The 15,531-nt window shown below is 54.7% G+C and carries 19 protein-coding genes and 1 tRNA gene; 13 read left to right on the forward strand and 7 right to left on the reverse strand.

All coding sequences use genetic code 11. From position 1 onward, the window contains the following. Positions 1–34 precede the first annotated feature (34 nt). The 4 genes from ACQKLP_RS14525 to ACQKLP_RS14540 all read left to right on the forward strand — a co-directional run bounded on the left by ACQKLP_RS14525 (position 35) and on the right by ACQKLP_RS14540 (position 2,197). The gene (locus tag ACQKLP_RS14525; protein WP_427323465.1) at positions 35–481 is read left to right on the forward strand and encodes a GNAT family N-acetyltransferase; all 447 of its coding nucleotides are present in this window, start codon (positions 35–37) and stop codon (positions 479–481) included. A gap of 14 nt (positions 482–495) precedes the next feature. Further along, positions 496–566, forward strand: a tRNA-Cys gene (locus ACQKLP_RS14530). A gap of 8 nt (positions 567–574) precedes the next feature. Further along, complete coding sequence (pdxY, locus tag ACQKLP_RS14535; protein WP_427323466.1) at positions 575–1,438, forward strand: pyridoxal kinase; 864 nt, start codon at positions 575–577, stop codon at positions 1,436–1,438. Positions 1,439–1,459: 21 nt separating this feature from the next. After that, positions 1,460–2,197 (forward strand): AAA family ATPase, encoded by a 738-nt coding sequence (locus ACQKLP_RS14540; RefSeq protein ID WP_427323467.1) that lies wholly within the window; start codon positions 1,460–1,462, stop codon positions 2,195–2,197. Here the strand turns inward: ACQKLP_RS14540 and ACQKLP_RS14545 are convergent. Next, positions 2,169–2,765, reverse strand: coding sequence for a dihydrofolate reductase family protein (locus ACQKLP_RS14545; RefSeq protein WP_427323468.1), 597 nt, complete (start codon positions 2,763–2,765; stop codon positions 2,169–2,171). The genes ACQKLP_RS14540 and ACQKLP_RS14545 overlap by 29 nt on opposite strands. A gap of 364 nt (positions 2,766–3,129) precedes the next feature. Here ACQKLP_RS14545 and ACQKLP_RS14550 point away from each other — a divergent pair, with 364 nt between their 5' ends. Both ACQKLP_RS14550 and ACQKLP_RS14555 read left to right on the forward strand, forming a co-directional pair. After that, the gene (locus ACQKLP_RS14550) at positions 3,130–3,570 is read left to right on the forward strand and encodes a cold-shock protein (protein ID WP_427323469.1); all 441 of its coding nucleotides are present in this window, start codon (positions 3,130–3,132) and stop codon (positions 3,568–3,570) included. Positions 3,571–3,718: 148 nt separating this feature from the next. Next, positions 3,719–4,534, forward strand: coding sequence for a glycerophosphodiester phosphodiesterase family protein (locus ACQKLP_RS14555; protein ID WP_427323470.1), 816 nt, complete (start codon positions 3,719–3,721; stop codon positions 4,532–4,534). Positions 4,535–4,559: 25 nt separating this feature from the next. On the opposite strand, the gene ACQKLP_RS14560 is transcribed toward ACQKLP_RS14555, so the two are convergent. Beyond that, entirely contained in the window at positions 4,560–5,252 is a 693-nt protein-coding gene (locus ACQKLP_RS14560; protein ID WP_427323471.1) for an FkbM family methyltransferase, read from the reverse strand. Between the two features lie 375 nt (positions 5,253–5,627). Between ACQKLP_RS14560 and ACQKLP_RS14565 the strand changes: the two genes are divergently transcribed. Beyond that, positions 5,628–6,086: a hypothetical protein gene (locus ACQKLP_RS14565; RefSeq protein WP_427323472.1), complete on the forward strand. Its 459-nt coding sequence runs from the start codon at positions 5,628–5,630 to the stop codon at positions 6,084–6,086. A gap of 43 nt (positions 6,087–6,129) precedes the next feature. Here the strand turns inward: ACQKLP_RS14565 and ACQKLP_RS14570 are convergent, their stop codons facing one another. Continuing rightward, positions 6,130–6,756, reverse strand: a complete 627-nt coding sequence (locus ACQKLP_RS14570; protein WP_427323473.1) for a cysteine hydrolase family protein — start codon at positions 6,754–6,756, stop codon at positions 6,130–6,132. A 118-nt stretch (positions 6,757–6,874) separates the two neighbouring features. After that, positions 6,875–7,468 carry a Crp/Fnr family transcriptional regulator gene (locus tag ACQKLP_RS14575; protein ID WP_427323474.1) on the reverse strand — a complete coding sequence of 198 codons (594 nt, stop codon included), beginning with the start codon at positions 7,466–7,468 and terminating at the stop codon, positions 6,875–6,877. Between the two features lie 74 nt (positions 7,469–7,542). On the opposite strand from ACQKLP_RS14575, the gene ACQKLP_RS14580 reads away from it, so the two are divergent. Next, positions 7,543–7,788: a cysteine-rich CWC family protein gene (locus ACQKLP_RS14580; protein WP_427323475.1), complete on the forward strand. Its 246-nt coding sequence runs from the start codon at positions 7,543–7,545 to the stop codon at positions 7,786–7,788. Positions 7,789–7,797: 9 nt separating this feature from the next. On the opposite strand, the gene ACQKLP_RS14585 is transcribed toward ACQKLP_RS14580, so the two are convergent. Next, positions 7,798–8,958, reverse strand: coding sequence for an exo-beta-N-acetylmuramidase NamZ family protein (locus ACQKLP_RS14585; RefSeq protein ID WP_427323476.1), 1,161 nt, complete (start codon positions 8,956–8,958; stop codon positions 7,798–7,800). A 128-nt stretch (positions 8,959–9,086) separates the two neighbouring features. Here ACQKLP_RS14585 and ACQKLP_RS14590 point away from each other — a divergent pair, with 128 nt between their 5' ends. After that, entirely contained in the window at positions 9,087–9,950 is an 864-nt protein-coding gene (locus ACQKLP_RS14590; RefSeq protein WP_427323477.1) for a DUF4886 domain-containing protein, read from the forward strand. 72 nt (positions 9,951–10,022) lie between these two features. Here the strand turns inward: ACQKLP_RS14590 and ACQKLP_RS14595 are convergent, their stop codons facing one another. Then, positions 10,023–10,808 carry an SPFH domain-containing protein gene (locus tag ACQKLP_RS14595; protein ID WP_427323478.1) on the reverse strand — a complete coding sequence of 262 codons (786 nt, stop codon included), beginning with the start codon at positions 10,806–10,808 and terminating at the stop codon, positions 10,023–10,025. A 253-nt stretch (positions 10,809–11,061) separates the two neighbouring features. Between ACQKLP_RS14595 and ACQKLP_RS14600 the strand changes: the two genes are divergently transcribed. From ACQKLP_RS14600 to ACQKLP_RS14615, 4 genes are all read left to right on the forward strand, one after another. Then, on the forward strand, positions 11,062–11,898 hold the full coding sequence (locus ACQKLP_RS14600; protein ID WP_427323479.1) for a chromate resistance protein ChrB domain-containing protein: 837 nt from the start codon (positions 11,062–11,064) through the stop codon (positions 11,896–11,898). A 188-nt stretch (positions 11,899–12,086) separates the two neighbouring features. After that, complete coding sequence (locus ACQKLP_RS14605; protein WP_427323480.1) at positions 12,087–12,590, forward strand: hypothetical protein; 504 nt, start codon at positions 12,087–12,089, stop codon at positions 12,588–12,590. A 32-nt stretch (positions 12,591–12,622) separates the two neighbouring features. Further along, positions 12,623–13,099 carry a chromate resistance protein ChrB domain-containing protein gene (locus ACQKLP_RS14610; RefSeq protein WP_427323481.1) on the forward strand — a complete coding sequence of 159 codons (477 nt, stop codon included), beginning with the start codon at positions 12,623–12,625 and terminating at the stop codon, positions 13,097–13,099. 210 nt (positions 13,100–13,309) lie between these two features. Beyond that, on the forward strand, positions 13,310–14,473 hold the full coding sequence (locus ACQKLP_RS14615) for a chromate transporter (protein WP_427323482.1): 1,164 nt from the start codon (positions 13,310–13,312) through the stop codon (positions 14,471–14,473). On the opposite strand, the gene ACQKLP_RS14620 is transcribed toward ACQKLP_RS14615, so the two are convergent. Further along, positions 14,457–15,515, reverse strand: coding sequence for an ArsO family NAD(P)H-dependent flavin-containing monooxygenase (locus ACQKLP_RS14620; protein ID WP_427323483.1), 1,059 nt, complete (start codon positions 15,513–15,515; stop codon positions 14,457–14,459). The genes ACQKLP_RS14615 and ACQKLP_RS14620 overlap by 17 nt on opposite strands. Between the last annotated feature and the right edge of the window lie 16 nt (positions 15,516–15,531).

Raw genomic sequence — 15,531 nt, forward strand, 5'->3', positions numbered from 1 at the left:
CATAGCTTTGCCTTCGTAATCAAAACTTTATACCATGGAATACAGCATCAGGAAAGCCAGCCTGGAAGAACTGGACGATGCCGCGGCATTATTCGACAGTTACCGTGTTTTTTATCGGCAGGCGCCGGATTTCGAAAAAGGGAAGGCTTTCCTGAAAGAACGCCTCCTCAACAATGAATCCGATATTTTCCTCGCTTATGCGGATGGGAAGGCCGTGGGGTTCGTCCAGCTCTACAAACTCTTCCATTACACCAGACTGCAAAAGCAATGGCTGCTGAGCGACCTGTTCGTTCACCCGGATTACCGCGGCAAGGGCCTTTCAGTAGCCCTGATCGACCGCAGCAAGCAATGGAGCCGGGAAACGGGCGCCTGCGGCCTCATGCTGGAAACGGAAAAGACCAACGATATCGGGAACAACCTGTATCCCCGCTGCGGTTTCGAGTACGATGGACTGCATAATTATTATCATTGGTGGGGCTGATAACTTATTCCCCAGGCCGGATAGCCGAGTGGCGAGGCGGGGGATGGCACATCCCTTCACAATGGTTCGATTCCATTTCCAGCCTCAAAAATCATGACGACCATGCCCGTAAAGCGCGATAAAACGATCATCATCCACAGTAAGGTTTCCTATGGCTACGTAGGCAGCAGCACCACCGCCCTCGTACTGCAAACCGGCCGGCAAGACGTGATAACCGTGCCCACGGTATTATATTCCAACCGGCTGGGCCTGGCTTCCGTGGGCGGAGGTGTGCTCCCCACCGCGCTATTCGCTTCCCTCCTGGACGGCATTCTGCAGCTGGACATCCTGGCCGAAGTATCTTCCATCATCACCGGCTTCATCGGTTCGGCGGAACAAGTGATCCTCACGGCAGGATTCGTGGAAAAAGTGAAGGCGCGGCACCCGGACATCGTCTATCTCTGCGACCCCGTGATGGGCGATGCGGACGAATTCTACGTGGCGCCCGGCGTACCCGGGGCCATGATCGACCGGCTGATTCCGCTGGCGGACGTGCTCACGCCGAATTCCTTCGAATTGCAGCAGATGCTGGGCCGCCGTTTCGCTTCGCTGGAAGAAATGACCGCCGCGATCCGGGAAAACGGCCGGTTTTCGGAACAGGAACTGGTGGTGACGAGCTGCCAATTCGCGGATACGCCGCCGGGGTGGATCGATATCGTTTCCCTGGACTACGGCCAGTTGCACCTGGAACGGACGCCCCGCGTGGCGGTGGACCCGCCCGGCACCGGGGAGCTTTTCGCAGCACATATGCACCTGCAAATGCTCAACGGTGCGGCATTCCCCCTGGCCATAAGGCGGGCGGCGCGGGTCATGCAGGCCGTACTGGCGGGGATAAAGGCCGGCAACCGCCGGGAAATGGCGCTGCAAGACATCCTGCATTCCATGGAGATCGCAGGGCGGAAAGCCGCGGGTCGATAAATTTTACGAATTTTGCGAACTATGAACGTACTGGACCTGATCATCAACGACCCGGAAAAAGTGCTGCTGGACAGTATTTTCCTGGACGACCACAGCAAAAACATGTGCGCACAGCTCATCAAGGAGCGGTTGTATTTCGAAGAACTGCGGCAATACGGTTTGCCGGTCAATAATAAAGTGCTGCTGCACGGCGCGTCCGGCTGCGGGAAAACGATGACGGCGAAGGCATTGGCCCATGCGCTGAACAAACCCCTCCTCATCCTGAACCTCAGCAACATCGTCAGCGCCAAAATCGGGGAAACGCCGCAGCAACTAAAAATGGTGTTCGACAAAGCCGCGCGGGACGGGGCCGTGTTGTTCCTCGACGAGTTCGACCAGATCGGGAAGTCGCGGACAGACGATAAAGACGTGGGGGAGATGCGGCGGCTGGTGAACACGCTGCTGCAGCTGATCGACTATTTTCCCGAGAAGGCCCTGCTCATCTGCGCCACGAACCATCCCGAAGTGATCGATACCGCCTTGCTGCGGAGGTTCCAGCTGCGGATAGATTTCCAGATGCCAGCCGCTACCGTGCTCGATACCTATTACGATCAGCTGCTGGCGCCGTTCCCGGAAGAAATGCGCGGAATTGCCCGCCGGTACGATGTTTCGTTCGCCGAAGCGAAAGACTACTGCTTCACACTCGTCAAATCCTTGCTGATCGCCAAACTGGAAAAAGCGCGCGAAACGGCTACCATGCCCCCGCTGTGCCCGTCCTGACGTTGCCCGAACGCCTGTAATTGGCCAGGATAACGCCGCCCGGCGTTACGTGATGTTCCGTTAACTCGAACGCTGCTGGCGATGCACTGTCATCGAACAATTTCTTTCCCTTGCCCAACATCAGCGGATGGATCTTGAGCCAAAGCTCGTCCACCAGGTTGTGCTGCAGCAGCTGGCGGACGAGATCGCCGCTGCCATGCACCTGGATGTCGCTCCCGTCCGAATTCCGGAGCGCTTCAACTGCAACCAGGCCGTCGAGGAAAACGGAATGTTGCCAGTCGGATTCCTTCACCGTGCGCGACACCACGTATTTGGTGACGTCGTTGATGCCGGGCCAGATGTCGGCATGCGAAGGCCAGTACGCGGCGAAAATGTCGAAGGTTTTCCTGCCCAGGAGCAAATCCGCCGGTTGCAGCTGTTTTTCCAGCACTTTGCCGTAAACTTCGTCCATAAACGGGGCTACCCATCCGCCGAAAGCAAATCCGCCGGAAGTGTCTTCCCCCGGCGCGCCGGGCGCCTGCATAACGCCGTCGATGGAGATCATGGATAAAACGATAATCTTTCTCATACCATCAAATTTCGGCAATAACCGGCAGGCGGGGGCTGTGCTATTGCGACAATCCACATGGCCGGATGCGACAATCATTTCCCATATCCATGGCCGTTTTCCCACCTAAACTGCTTTACTTCGCCGATTGTCGATTAATAATCGTATCTTTGCAACGATTTACTACAGGCTCCTGCCTCTGCCTTTTCTGAATTAGTCTGGATTATTCTTTTCTTCCTCAGTCTTCGCTTTTCCAGCTGCCACCGACCCTGAACGTATCCAGAGGCCCAGTACTGAAATCAAAACGGCAAACCTGTACGCACAGCAAGCCGTAACGCTACATATCGCATAACGCAATAATGCACCATAATTAAAACCACACAACATGGGTGAATCTTTTTCAAAAAAGGAAAAGAAAAACAAAAAAGCAAAAGCCAAAATTGAAAAGGCGCAAAAAATGCTCGATCGAAAGTCGAACAACGACAAAGGCAAGCCGCTTGAAGAGATGCTCGCTTTCGTCGATGAAAACGGGAACCTGAGTTCCGTTCCTCCAAGACAGGGCAACGAAGACGTGACGATGCAGGAATTGACCGCCGTCGCGAAAAGCAGGCACCGGCCAACGGTAGAAGCCACCCGGACAGGATTCGTATCCTACTTCAACCAGGCAAAGGGCTTCGGGTTCATCACCGACGACAATGCCCGGGAAAACGTCTTCTTCCACGCCAACCAGTTAACAGAGCTCCTGAAAGAAAAGGACAGGGTTTCCTTTACGCGGGAGAAGACGCCGAGAGGCTTCAGCGCCGTGGATCTGAAAAGGATCGGATGATTTGCGACGAAAAAAGAATTTAGATATAAGAAACACCTGCAACCCGCAGGTGTTTTTTTATGCCCGGCGCCGGCTGGAAATCCGGGGAATTCCCTTTATCTTGACATCACCTTCCCGGGATTCATCACCTGTACCTCAAGCATTGACTATGAAAGGAACGCTTATTTTCGCCGGATGTTTACTGCTCCATGGCCTTGGCTTCGCGCAGCAGCCTGCGCTCCCTGCACAAAAACATGGGTTCGTCGTCATCGCCCACCGCGGGAACCATGAAACCGTCCCCGAAAACACAGTAGCATCCGTGGAAGCGGCGTACCAGTGCGGCGCCGATTATGCCGAGCTCGACCTCCGCACGACCCAAGACGGCCATCTCGTGCTCATGCACGACGCAACCGTTGACCGCACCACCAATGGAAAGGGCGCCGTGGCAGAGTATACATTGGCCGCGCTCCGCCGGCTGACCATCAACAGTACCGATGGTAAAATTTACCGGGTGCCCACGTTCACGGAAGCCCTGAAAGCCGCCAGGGACAAAGTGCATATTTATCTGGACTTCAAGGAAGCGGACGTAGCGCAGGCCTGGCAGCAAATACGGGAAGCGGGGATGGAAAAACAGGTGATCGTGTACATCAACAAAAAGGAGCAATATCAACCCTGGCGCGAGATCGCGCCGCAAATGCCCCTGATGTCCAGCCTGCCGGACGATGCCCATACGCCCGCACAAATGGAACAGTTTCTGGATACATACTCTTTTGCAGTGCTGGACAATATAACCGACAGCAGTCTCATGAACATAGCGCGCCGCCGCCGGGTTTCCGTTTGGCTGGACGCGCAATCGCCCAACGAAGGCCCCGATGCCTGGAAGGCCGTGCTAGACCGGAAAGTGCAGGGCATGCAGAGCGACCATCCGGGCGCGCTGGTCCGCTATCTCCGCGAACACAAGCTGCGCGGCGGGCCAAAAAAATAAGGCACCTTCCGGCGCCTTATTCAGTTTATACTTTGAAGCTTTTATGTTTGTAGAAGTACGTCTTCACCGTTTTCGCGTACAGCTCGTAGTCGAGCGCTTCGAGGTAAAGGTCTATTTCCGAGCCGATCATTCCCTTTACATCCAGTTCGCTTTCGATCAGCACTACTTTCGGGTGGTACTTTTCCCAGTTGTTGGATTTCAGTACCTGGAAGTCGAGCCCTTCGGCATCGATCGTGAGGAAATCGATGGAGGCACCTTTGGGAAGGTGCTGGTCGAGGATGTTCGCCAGCGTCCTCGTCTTTATTTTTACGACCTTTTCGATGTTGTAGATTTCTTTCCTGCTACGTTCTTCCGCCATTTCCTTCGAAAAGGTATTGAGTGCATGCTCGTTGAAAACGTAAAAATCGAGCGCTTCTTCCTTGTCCGAAACGGGCACTTCCAGGTTGATGTCTTCCGGTCTGATTTCCCGGAACAGCGTCATGCTGCCGGGCATGGCGTCGATATTGATGCCGCGCCATCCGAGGCGGTAAAACCGGAAAGTGTTCGAGAAGCGCTTGGGGTGGAGGGCACCTACGTCCACGAAAAATCCTTTCTTCTGAAATTCGAATATTCTGCCCAGTACCAGATCTTCCCCTTCCTGGGAATAAGATAGGTTTTGAAAAATATCGACGGTGGTTTCGGGTTGGACGAGCTTTTGCAACAACCGTTTAAGTCCCATAGCGTGTTAGGTTTTATAAGTTTCCGTTGGTATTGGTTTGACCGGCATGGTTTTCTGCGACATACGCCCCGGGATTGCATTTCCTTCGGATGGGCGTAGATCGTACTGCAAGGATACAATTTTCCGGTCCTTTATTCACACGGACAGATACACTGGAAAAGTTTACACAAGGCAATACTATAACGTACAAGTGTAAACTAAAGTTACAGGCAGGGAACAGTTGGCGGCGGGCAGGGGCGCCGCCGGCCACGCTACCGTCTAAGTATTTCCGAAACAGGTCGCGGTAATCGGCAGGATCGACTTGTGCCACCAGGGATATTCTACAGTTTGAGGCATAATCGTGAAATTCCCCATTTATTTAGCAATTTAGCGGATATGGAAGAAAAACTCGCCCATAAACTTTTACTGAAACAATGCTGCGAACAGGTCATCCTGCAACGCATCGCCATTTCGCGCCGGGCGATGGACGAAGCACAGGCCGCGGCCAACCAGGAAGATAAAAGTTCGGCGGGCGACAAATACGAAACCTCCCGGGCCATGGGCCACCTCGAAAAAGATATGCACGCCCGGCAACTGGTGGCACATCAACAGGAACTGGCTGCGCTTCGTGCCGTTAACGTGCAGGCGATCTGCCTCGTTCCTGCAGCCGGCGCCTTCGTGCGGTCGGCCAACGCCGGTTTCTTTATAGGCGCGGGATTGGGCAAACAAACCATCAACGGGGAAACCGTCATTTTCCTTTCGCCCGCATCTCCGCTGGCCCGGCAGCTCATGCGCATGAAAGTGGGAGACACCTTCGATTTCAAGGGGAAAGAAATAATATTGGAAATCTATTGACAAGGGAACCCAGGGCATCATGCCCCGGGTTCCCTGCATTTTTTTAATGCGCCACTACTTCCGCAGCCGTTTTGATTTCCGCGTAGAAAAATTCCAGCGCGCCCAGCAGCGATTGCTGTACCCATGCGGCGGGCACTTTCTTTCCCTGGACTTCCACATCCAGCGTAGCGCAGGCGTCAGCCACCACCGTACAATCGAACCCGAAATCCCGCGCGGCTTTCACCGATGCGTCTATACAAACGTGGGTCATCATCCCGGCGAAGGTCAGACGCTGAATGCCATTGGCTTTCAGATACTCCAGCAAATCGGTTTCCCGGAAACTGTTGGGAAAATGCTTGGTGATGATTTTTTCTCCGTTTTCGGGCATCACAGCCCCGTGGATCGCGATCCCATCCGTACCGGGCAGGAATAAAGTGGCACCTTCGTTGGTGGAAATATGCTGCACGTGGATGACGGGCCGGCCGGTTTTCCTGAAATGCGCCAGTACCTGTTTCGCCTTTTCCGCGGCTTCTTCCGCGCCCACCAAAGTGTGCCGTCCGCCGGGGAAATAATCCTGCTGGATATCAATGATGATCAATGCTTCTTTCATGTGTTCGTTGTTTGCAGGGCGCTGTGCGAAAACGCCCGAAGTGATGGAAATGAATGCCACCCAAAAAGCGGTCAATTTCATATCAGAATAATGTTTTACTGTTTTTGGAAATCGTGAAGGCCTTCACTGCACACAAAAGTAGCAGCGATGGAACGCCCGGATCTTGACCTAGGTCAAGTTCCCCGGTAAATTTTACGGGTTACCGCAGTTTGATGTCCCGTTTTTTCAACATGCGGCTGAAGAAAGACGGCGTAACGCCGATATAGGAAGCGATTTCCTGGTCGGACAGGAGTGGGAGCAGATAAGGGTACTGGAGACGGAACTTTTCCAGGCGCCCGGGCGCCGAAAGGCTCATGGCGTCGATGTTCCGTTGAAGGCTTGCGGCGAAGGCGCGCTCCGTGAGGATGCGGAAACAGCGTTCGAACCGGGGGATTTCCCGGAGGAGGATTTCCTGGTTGCGGCGCGACAGCGCCAGGGTTTCCGTCCGCTCGATGGCTTCGATGAAAAGATGCGCCGGCGTACCGGAAATGAAACTCCCGATATCCGCGATCCACCAATCGCGCGAAGCGATCGTGAGGATATGTTCCTTTCCATCGGCGTCGACCAGGTAGCTTTTCATGCAGCCGCCGGCGATGAAAGTGAAATCGGTACAAACTTCCCCTTCCCGCAGCAGGTATTCTTTCCGGGCATAATGACCGGGTTTCAGCAGGCTGGTGAAATAATCGCCTTCCTCCGCTGTGAGGGGGATGTGCCTGCGGATGTTGTTAAGTATCAGCTCGAGTGGACCGTTCATCTATCTAGCGCGTTTCTCGCACAGCGAAGGTAAGGAGAAGGCGCGAATCGAATAATTTGGATTAAATTGCCAATATGTGCGAACACGAACAAAAGCATTGTCCCAGGTGTAACGCTCCCTTCGAATGCAAGGTAGGATCCATCCTGCTTTGCCAATGCACGGCCGTGACGCTTTCACAGGACGAGCGCGACTTTATTGCCGCGCAATACGCCGATTGCCTCTGCGCCGCCTGTCTCAAAGACATGAAATCCAGCTACCATCAGCAACAGATGCACCTCAAACTGCACAACATCTCGCCGTTGCTGTTCCCGAAAAAATAGAAAGCCGTGCTAATAAAGCAGGTAAGGGGCGATTTTCGCTTGCCAATCTCCCGCATCCGTATACTTTGCGATGTCCCCGATGCCGGCATCCGCCACGAGCGGTTCCGCATTTTTTAACCCTGTCAGCAGATCGAGGTGCCGCGCGCCGCCGGGGTTTACGAAAGTAGGGTAGGGCGCCCATGCAAAATGACCGGGATGGATTTGATGAATAAGCCGGATCAGCAGCCAACCCAACCGCACCGGCCGGAAAACCGCCCGGTCGCTGACGTGCAGCATGACACCGCTGCATTTTTGCCCCTGATATTTCCCTTCTGCCGGAACGAAATGTACCGGTCTGGCGTACACGCCGTCCGGACGAACATCATTTACCATCCCGGCTATGCGCGGCCCGTCCATCCACGGCGCGCCAGCAACGCGGAAAGGCGTGGCCGTGCCTCTTCCTTCGCTGATATTGGTGGCTTCCAGCAAGCCCAGGCCCGGGTACAGCAATGCGGACGCGAAGCAGGGAATGGCCGGGGACGTGGGCACGAACGATTGGCTCCAATCCGGATGGAACATCGTCCGCCGCCAGCTTTTGCATGGGATCACGTCGAGAAGCAAGGTATTATTCCGGATGTATGCCGCCTGGAAATAACCGGCCAGTTCACCGGATGTGCAGCTATGGCGGATGGGGATGTTCCATCGCCCGATGAAGCTGCTGCAGTGGCGCTCGTTCAGTTCCGGGCCCTCGGCAAGGGCCATGATGCCCGACAGGGGATTGGGCCGGTCTGCGATCACCAGGTGCTTTCCCTGGGCCGCACAGGCTTCCATGACGTGGGTCATCGTCCAGAGGTAAGTATAGAAGCGGCAGCCGATGTCGGGGATATCGAATAGCACGATGTCGATATCGGCGAGGTCGTGGGGATCAGGCGCCAGTTTACCGCCGTAGAGGCTGGTAACGGGCAGGCCTGTCAGGCGGTCGGTCCCGTCCGGCATTTCCTTTCCGTCTTCGCCGGTGGTTTCCAGTCCTTGTTCGGGGGAAAACAGCCGGGTGATGTGAAACCCTTCCGCCAGCAGGGCCTGCCGGGCGGGGCGGAAGTCTGCCGTACATGCGGCGTGATTCGTTACCAACCCGATCCTGCGGGATTTCCAGGCGGGCGGGTTTGCTAATAAGGCGTCTATTCCGGTCATGGGCATGTTTCGACAGGCTACAAATTAAGGAATCCTTCGTTGGATTTGCGTTTCAACCGGCGGTAAAGCCTATTTGGATTATCAGCCGGTAAATGATATTTTACCGTTTTCGACTAAACGGACTTACCATGTTATCAAAAATCAGGATTTCGCTGATCATCCTGCTGAGCATCTGCTGCTCGGTCCAGGCGCAGGACGCAAAAAAGATACGGCTTTTTATTATCGGCAACAGTTTTTCGCAGAACGCCTCGGCTTTCGTGCCGCAACTGGCGAAGGAAGGCGGGATCGACCTGGAAGTGGGGCGCGCCGAGCTGGGCGGCTGCTCGCTCGAAAAGCACTGGAAACTTTCGGAAGCAGGAGAGAAGGCATACAAGCGAAAATCGCTGCGCGAGCTGCTGTCTGACGGCCGTTGGGACATCGTTACCATTCAGCAGTATTCCCTGCTTTCCGGAGACCCCGGCACTTATGAACCTTACGCCAGCCAGCTCGTGGAAATGATCCGGACGTTGCAACCCGGGGCGAAGCTATACATCCACCAGGTGTGGGCGTACCGGAACGATGCGAAGTCTTTCGGAAAAATCAACGGCGAAATCCGCGCTGCGAATGCCGAAGAAATGCACCGCCATGTACGGGCGGCCTACCACAAGGCCGCGGCAGACCTGGGCCTTACGATCATCCCGACGGGCGATGCTTTCCGTAAAATGGAGATGAGCCGGAAATGGCACTATACCAAAGATACCACGTTCAATTTCGAGGCACCGCAGGCGGGTCAATTACCCGATCAGACGAACTCCCTGCATATCGGCTACATCTGGCGCAACGGCAAGCTCGATTTTGATGCCAACCACGCCAATCCCGCGGGCTGTTACCTGGGCTCGCTGGTATGGTATAAAACGTTGTTTGGCGGGAAGGTAAAGAAGGTGAAGTTCAAGCCGGAAAGCGTTTCCGCGCCAATGGCGAAGAAATTCAGGCAGGTGGTGGAGGGATTGTAGGATGAGCCGCCTCAAAACAACGATCCCTGCCGGGATGCCTGGCAGGGATCGTGGGAAAGAAATTGCGACCTGTTATTGTACGTTCTTGAACATTACCGGTGAATTGCCGTAAAGCGGGGTTTTACCGTCCCACTTTTCGATGAATTGCTGCTGGATGAGCAAGGGTGTGAGCGACTGCTGGCGCAACTGGTTGGCGCGCGATTCCGCTTCGGCCTGCACGATGAGCTTCCGGGCGTTGGCTTCCGCTACGCGCAATTCGTTTTCCACCTGCATCGCCTGTTGGACGGCGCGGTTCTTGGCGTCGATGGCCTGGGTGATGCTTTCGGGGTACACGATCCCGGAAGTCAGTTGTTCCAGCTGAAAGCCTTCCTTGGTCAATTCGGCGGAAAGCTGGGCCTGTACTGCACTTTCGAAGCCTTTCCTGTTGGAGATCATGCTGTCGGTCGTGAATTCGTTGAACTGGATGCGGAACGCATCGCGGACGTAGTTGTAGAGCGTGGTGGTAGTGATTTCCTTGATGCCCTTGCGGTATTTCTGAAAAATCTCCGGGGAATGGCCGGCGATCACTTTATAGGTAATGGTGGGGTCCACGGTAAAAACCGACCCGTCTTTGGCATTGACGGTAAATGGTTCATAATCCGCCGTTTGCACAAATACCGGAAACTCATGTACGTCTTCCGTAAAAGGGTTATACCAAACGCGCCCCGTTACGAGCGAAACGTCCTGTACGCCTTTATCGCTACCGTAGAGGCGAACTAATACGCCTTCGTGGCCCGCATCGATCCGGGTGCAGGAAGAATAGAAAAAAATAATAATGGCGAGAAGCGCGATGGATGTCCAAATAATGGTCTTTTTCATGCCGGGTGTTGGTTTACTGTTCGATATAGGTTGAAAATCAGGCAAGATAGCGTATTGGCGGTAAGTCAACGAGAATTTTTTGCGGACGTATTTGAGCGCCATAAGCTATGCGCTAATTGAATATAAGCTACAAATATTGTCAAATCCCACGAATACGAAATGGATTTTTAAAATCTCAGCCGCGCAGGTATATCAAAACATCCGGCGGACGGGCGCTACATTTGATGTAAATTGTATCTTGAACATCAACTTTATGAACTGGATCACCCGCGAACGCCCGAAGATCGACCGGATCGCTTGTCCCTGGCTGATACGCCGCTTTGTTGACCAGGACGCCGTATTTTTCTATGTGCCGGCCGACCAGGTGATCGCCCAAGCCGCCGAACTGGGCGCCATCCCTTTCGACGTTGCCGGTGTGGAGTTTACGCATTATGGGGACGAGTGCACTTTCGACTACATCATCAGGAAATATCAGATTTCCGACGAAGCCGTACTGGCCATGGCGCCCATCGTCCGCGGAGCTGATACCGACCGCCACGATTTCGCGCCGCAGGCTTCGGGGCTATGGGCCATTTCCGCAGGGCTCGCGTATAATCATACCGACGATCACGACCTGCTGGAGAAAGGCATGTTGATCTACGATGCCCTCTACAGCTGGGCCAAACACCTGCAAAAAGTAAAGCACACCCAGCAACCCGATGAGCAACAGCTGCTCATTGCCATCAACCGGTTCCTGCAGTCCCGTGAAAGGACAAGTGGTAAAATGCCGGCATGGGCAAAGGAACTAAAGGAAATGATCCAGGACCATATCGACACAAGCCTGACGTTAAAAGAGCTTTCCCAAAGCCTCGATATCAACCCTTCGTACCTCTCCCGGAAATTTTCCAAACATTTCGACAACCTGTCATTTGCGGAGTACATCCAGCAGCAGCGTATCGGCAAGGCCATCCAGCTGATGAAGAACCCGGACCATACCCTGACGGAGATCGCCTATTTAACCGGGTTTTCGGATCAAAGCCATTTTACCCGGATTTTCAGGAAACTGAAGGGCGAAAGCCCGAACAACTTCAGGAAGAACCTCCCTGAATAACTGTTCCACGATCTGCAGCGCACCTTTCTGAAAAAAAAGTCCCCAAAAGTAAGTTCTGTTCAAGGACAGTCATTTCCGTTCTATTCTACCGGCACATTCCTCCGTAATCTTGCCTTTGATTGGATTTCAACAATTTAAACCACATCAAAGTGACTACCAGCAAAGGCTTTGCAAGCCAACCATTAAAAATGCCCGTCCTGGCGACGCTTCTTTTCATCGGCACTTCCGGCATGGTGAAAGCCCAGCAGGCGGCGCCCAGCGGCTATCCGAAAGTAACCGGCTACGTGGGCCTGCTTCATCCGATAGTGACTTTTGGCAGCGACAAACCGCATTACAACTTCGACGGAGGCTATACGGCGGGCCTGCCAACAGGGATCAATCTCTGGAAAAGCCAGCAGATCGGTTTCTCGATGGAATTTGTGCCCACCATCCGTTCAACGGGCGGTACCAGCAAGATGAGCAACTTTTGCTTTCATCCCGGCGTGCTGTTCGGGTTGGGCAAAGGCTGGACGGTAGCGGCCCGCGCCGCATTTGAAACATCCGGCAGGTACGGCTTCACACCGGTTTTGAATAAAGTAGTGATAAAGGGAAAACAAGCCAGTATGTTCGCCGCTGTTCCTGTTCCGGCGCGGTTCGGGAACGACCAGCCGGCCACTTTAACCATCGGCTTCCAGTTCGGCGTCGCCTTTTAGCGATAGCTGGCAGGCCGGGTAAACTGCAGGTTATGAAATGGATAACGAGGGAACGCCCTAAGATCGACCGGATCGCTTGCCCATGGCTGATCAAGCGGTTCGTAGACCCGGACGCGGAGTTTATTTTCGTTCCGAAGGAAATGGTTTTCCAGGAAGCCGGAAAACAGAACGCCATCCCGTACGACATTCCCGGCGCGGAATACTCCCACTACGGGGAGGAATGCACTTTTGATTACGTGGTCCGGAAGCACGGTCTGACCGACCCGGCTATCCAGGTGATCGCCATTATCGTCCGCGGAGCTGATACCGACCGCTTTGAACTGGCGCCAGAGGCCGCCGGGTTTTGGGCCATCTCCGCCGGCCTGTCCAGGAATTACGCCGACGACCACGCGCAACTGGAGATCGGGATGAAGATCTATGACGCCCTTTACAGCTGGGCCGCTTATGCCCGGGATGAGCGCCATAACTGGGATCCTGATCTGCTACCGCCTAAAAAGTCCGAAATTTAGAAAAATCGCAGTGCCATGAAGTCAAGCACCATAGCAACTGCATTTTTGGCTGGCGGCATTCTCTATAGTTGTCTGCAATCGCCAACCGCCACTTCTTAAATCTTCATTACTGGGGCACAGGCCCTGCGGAAAAACTGGCCAGCGGCCTGAAAGCCGCGCTGGATAAAACAGGCACCGCAAAAGTCAAATAAAACCGTAATCATACCATCCATGAGCACGCATTCCACCGCTCCGTACACGTTGCGGAGCCTCGTTCTTTATTTTCTGAAACTCGGTACCGTCGGCTTCGGCGGGCCCGTGGCCCTCGTCGGCTATATGCACCGTGATTTGGTTGAGGAACGCAAATGGATCACGGAAGACGACTATAAGGAAGGGCTGGCCCTTGCTCAGCTGGCGCCTGGGCCTTTGGCCGCGCAGTTGGGCATTTACATCGGGTTCGTTCATTACCGCCTGGTGGGCGCTACGCTGGCGGGACTGGCTTTCGTGTTGCCGTCTTTCCTGATGGTGCTGGCGCTGGGGGCGATTTACGTCCATTTCCAGGGCATCAGCTGGATGCAGGCTGTGTTCTATGGGGTGGGCGCGGCGGTGATCGGCATCATCGCCATCAGTGCATATAAACTCACGAAAAAGTCCATCGGAAAAGACTATTACCTTTGGTTCATCTACCTGGTGGCGGCTGTTACGACCGTCATCACGGAACACGAAAACATCTGGCTGTTCATCGGAGGCGGCATTTTTTACTGGCTGGTAAAATCTTCTTCACGGCTGAAGCAGCAGGCCGCAAGCGCAGTGCCTTTGTTAATACCGGCAATGATCCAGGCAAATACCGGAGGTGACGCCAATACCGGGAAACTGGCGGATATATTCTTATTCTTCGCCAAGGCGGGCGCTTTTGTTTTCGGCAGCGGACTGGCCATCGTGCCGTTTTTGTATGGCGGCGTGGTAAAGGAATATGGATGGCTGAATGAGCAGGAATTTATGGATGCGGTAGCCGTGGCCATGATTACGCCTGGGCCTGTCGTTATCACCGTGGGGTTCATCGGGTATTTGACGGCCGGGTTTTCCGGCGCATCCGTAGCGGCTTTCGCCACGTTCTTCCCTTGTTACCTGTTCACCGTGATTCCGGCCCCATACTTTAAAAAATATGGCAAAAAGCCGGGGATCAAGGCTTTTGTGGATGGCATCACGGCGGCGGCTATCGGGGCCATTGCCGGGGCCGTGATCGTATTGGGCAAGCGCAGCATTCACGATATTCCCACCGCGCTGATCTGTCTTGCTGTTGTGGCGCTGCTGCTGCTCGTGAAAAAAGCGCAGGAACCGGTGATTATTCTTGTGGCGGCACTCATTGGCCTATTGATTAAAGCGTATGTTTAATCAGATAGTTTACAATTTCATCGACTGTTTTTTTCGCGGAACGGCCCACGCCGATGAGCGTGGCGGAAGCGAACCCTGTCCAGTTCCCGTAACCCACGAGCCATAATCCGGGCACTGCCGTAGAGCGGGTGCCTTCCGTTCCGGCCTTCCCATCCGGCAGCACCGGCAACATCGGATGCAGGTGTTTGAGCGAAGGCCGGAATCCGGTACAGAAAATGACGGCGTCCACCGGCTCTGTGCGCCCATCCTTCCAGCCAATCCCATTTTTCATGAACCGGTCGAATGCCGGTACCGAATGCAGCACATCCCGCGCGCGGGCATCCTTCACTGAAGGCACCATCACGATCTGGCCGAGCGACGGCGGCCTGAAATCCTTGCCTTGCCTGCGGGCCTCATATTGCCGGGTGGCCGCGTCAAAGAGGTATCTTCCGTCCACCTCATCCGGAAGGAAAGAAGGCGGCTTCAGCGTCACCCAAAGCGTGTCTGCCACGCGCGACAGTTCCGCGAGTATCTGCGCACCGGAATTGCCTTCGCCCACCACCGCCACACGTTGCCCTACGAACGCCGCCGGGGAACGATATTCGGAAGAATGAATCACCACGCCGCCGAATTCCTCCCGGCCTTCGATCGCCGGAATGATCGGATTGGTAAAACTGCCGGTTGCGCTCACTACAGCCCGAGACTGGTAGGTGCCGCGGGGAGTTTCCAGCACGAAAATCCCTGCTACATTGCTCACGCTTGTTACATCCACGGGCCGCTCTACCGGAAAGTTGTATCGTTGTTCGTAATCACGTAGGTAGGCGATCGTTTCGTCCCTGCTGGGATAATACGCAGCGCCGCCGGGCGCGATCACGCCGGGAAGCGAGCTCCATTGCGCCGGCGAAAAAAGGGAAAGCGACTCCCAGGCATATTGCCAGGAGCCGCCGGGTGCAGGTTCTTTATCCAGCAGCAGGAAATTCAGCCCGGACCTGCGCAGGTAGTAGGCGACCGCAAGGGCACTCTGCCCGCCGCCGATCACGATCACATCATATACTTTTCCCATGCTCGATATAAAAGTT

Origin of the sequence: Chitinophaga sp. NPDC101104, from assembly GCF_050277495.1 — a bacterium.
In the GTDB taxonomy this organism is placed as follows: Bacteria; Bacteroidota; Bacteroidia; order Chitinophagales; family Chitinophagaceae; genus Chitinophaga.

Bases quoted from the DNA above. Each gene is read 5' to 3' on its own strand.
- ACQKLP_RS14525 (WP_427323465.1), top strand. From the start codon at position 35: ATGGAATACAGCATCAGGAAAGCCAGCCTGGAAGAACTGGACGATGCC.
- pdxY (WP_427323466.1), top strand. From the start codon at position 575: ATGACGACCATGCCCGTAAAGCGCGATAAAACGATCATCATCCACAGT.
- ACQKLP_RS14540 (WP_427323467.1), top strand. From the start codon at position 1,460: ATGAACGTACTGGACCTGATCATCAACGACCCGGAAAAAGTGCTGCTG.
- ACQKLP_RS14545 (WP_427323468.1), bottom strand. From the start codon at position 2,765: ATGAGAAAGATTATCGTTTTATCCATGATCTCCATCGACGGCGTTATG.
- ACQKLP_RS14550 (WP_427323469.1), top strand. From the start codon at position 3,130: ATGGGTGAATCTTTTTCAAAAAAGGAAAAGAAAAACAAAAAAGCAAAA.
- ACQKLP_RS14555 (WP_427323470.1), top strand. From the start codon at position 3,719: ATGAAAGGAACGCTTATTTTCGCCGGATGTTTACTGCTCCATGGCCTT.
- ACQKLP_RS14560 (WP_427323471.1), bottom strand. From the start codon at position 5,252: ATGGGACTTAAACGGTTGTTGCAAAAGCTCGTCCAACCCGAAACCACC.
- ACQKLP_RS14565 (WP_427323472.1), top strand. From the start codon at position 5,628: ATGGAAGAAAAACTCGCCCATAAACTTTTACTGAAACAATGCTGCGAA.
- ACQKLP_RS14570 (WP_427323473.1), bottom strand. From the start codon at position 6,756: ATGAAATTGACCGCTTTTTGGGTGGCATTCATTTCCATCACTTCGGGC.
- ACQKLP_RS14575 (WP_427323474.1), bottom strand. From the start codon at position 7,468: ATGAACGGTCCACTCGAGCTGATACTTAACAACATCCGCAGGCACATC.
- ACQKLP_RS14580 (WP_427323475.1), top strand. From the start codon at position 7,543: ATGTGCGAACACGAACAAAAGCATTGTCCCAGGTGTAACGCTCCCTTC.
- ACQKLP_RS14585 (WP_427323476.1), bottom strand. From the start codon at position 8,958: ATGACCGGAATAGACGCCTTATTAGCAAACCCGCCCGCCTGGAAATCC.
- ACQKLP_RS14590 (WP_427323477.1), top strand. From the start codon at position 9,087: ATGTTATCAAAAATCAGGATTTCGCTGATCATCCTGCTGAGCATCTGC.
- ACQKLP_RS14595 (WP_427323478.1), bottom strand. From the start codon at position 10,808: ATGAAAAAGACCATTATTTGGACATCCATCGCGCTTCTCGCCATTATT.
- ACQKLP_RS14600 (WP_427323479.1), top strand. From the start codon at position 11,062: ATGAACTGGATCACCCGCGAACGCCCGAAGATCGACCGGATCGCTTGT.
- ACQKLP_RS14605 (WP_427323480.1), top strand. From the start codon at position 12,087: ATGCCCGTCCTGGCGACGCTTCTTTTCATCGGCACTTCCGGCATGGTG.
- ACQKLP_RS14610 (WP_427323481.1), top strand. From the start codon at position 12,623: ATGAAATGGATAACGAGGGAACGCCCTAAGATCGACCGGATCGCTTGC.
- ACQKLP_RS14615 (WP_427323482.1), top strand. From the start codon at position 13,310: ATGAGCACGCATTCCACCGCTCCGTACACGTTGCGGAGCCTCGTTCTT.
- ACQKLP_RS14620 (WP_427323483.1), bottom strand. From the start codon at position 15,515: ATGGGAAAAGTATATGATGTGATCGTGATCGGCGGCGGGCAGAGTGCC.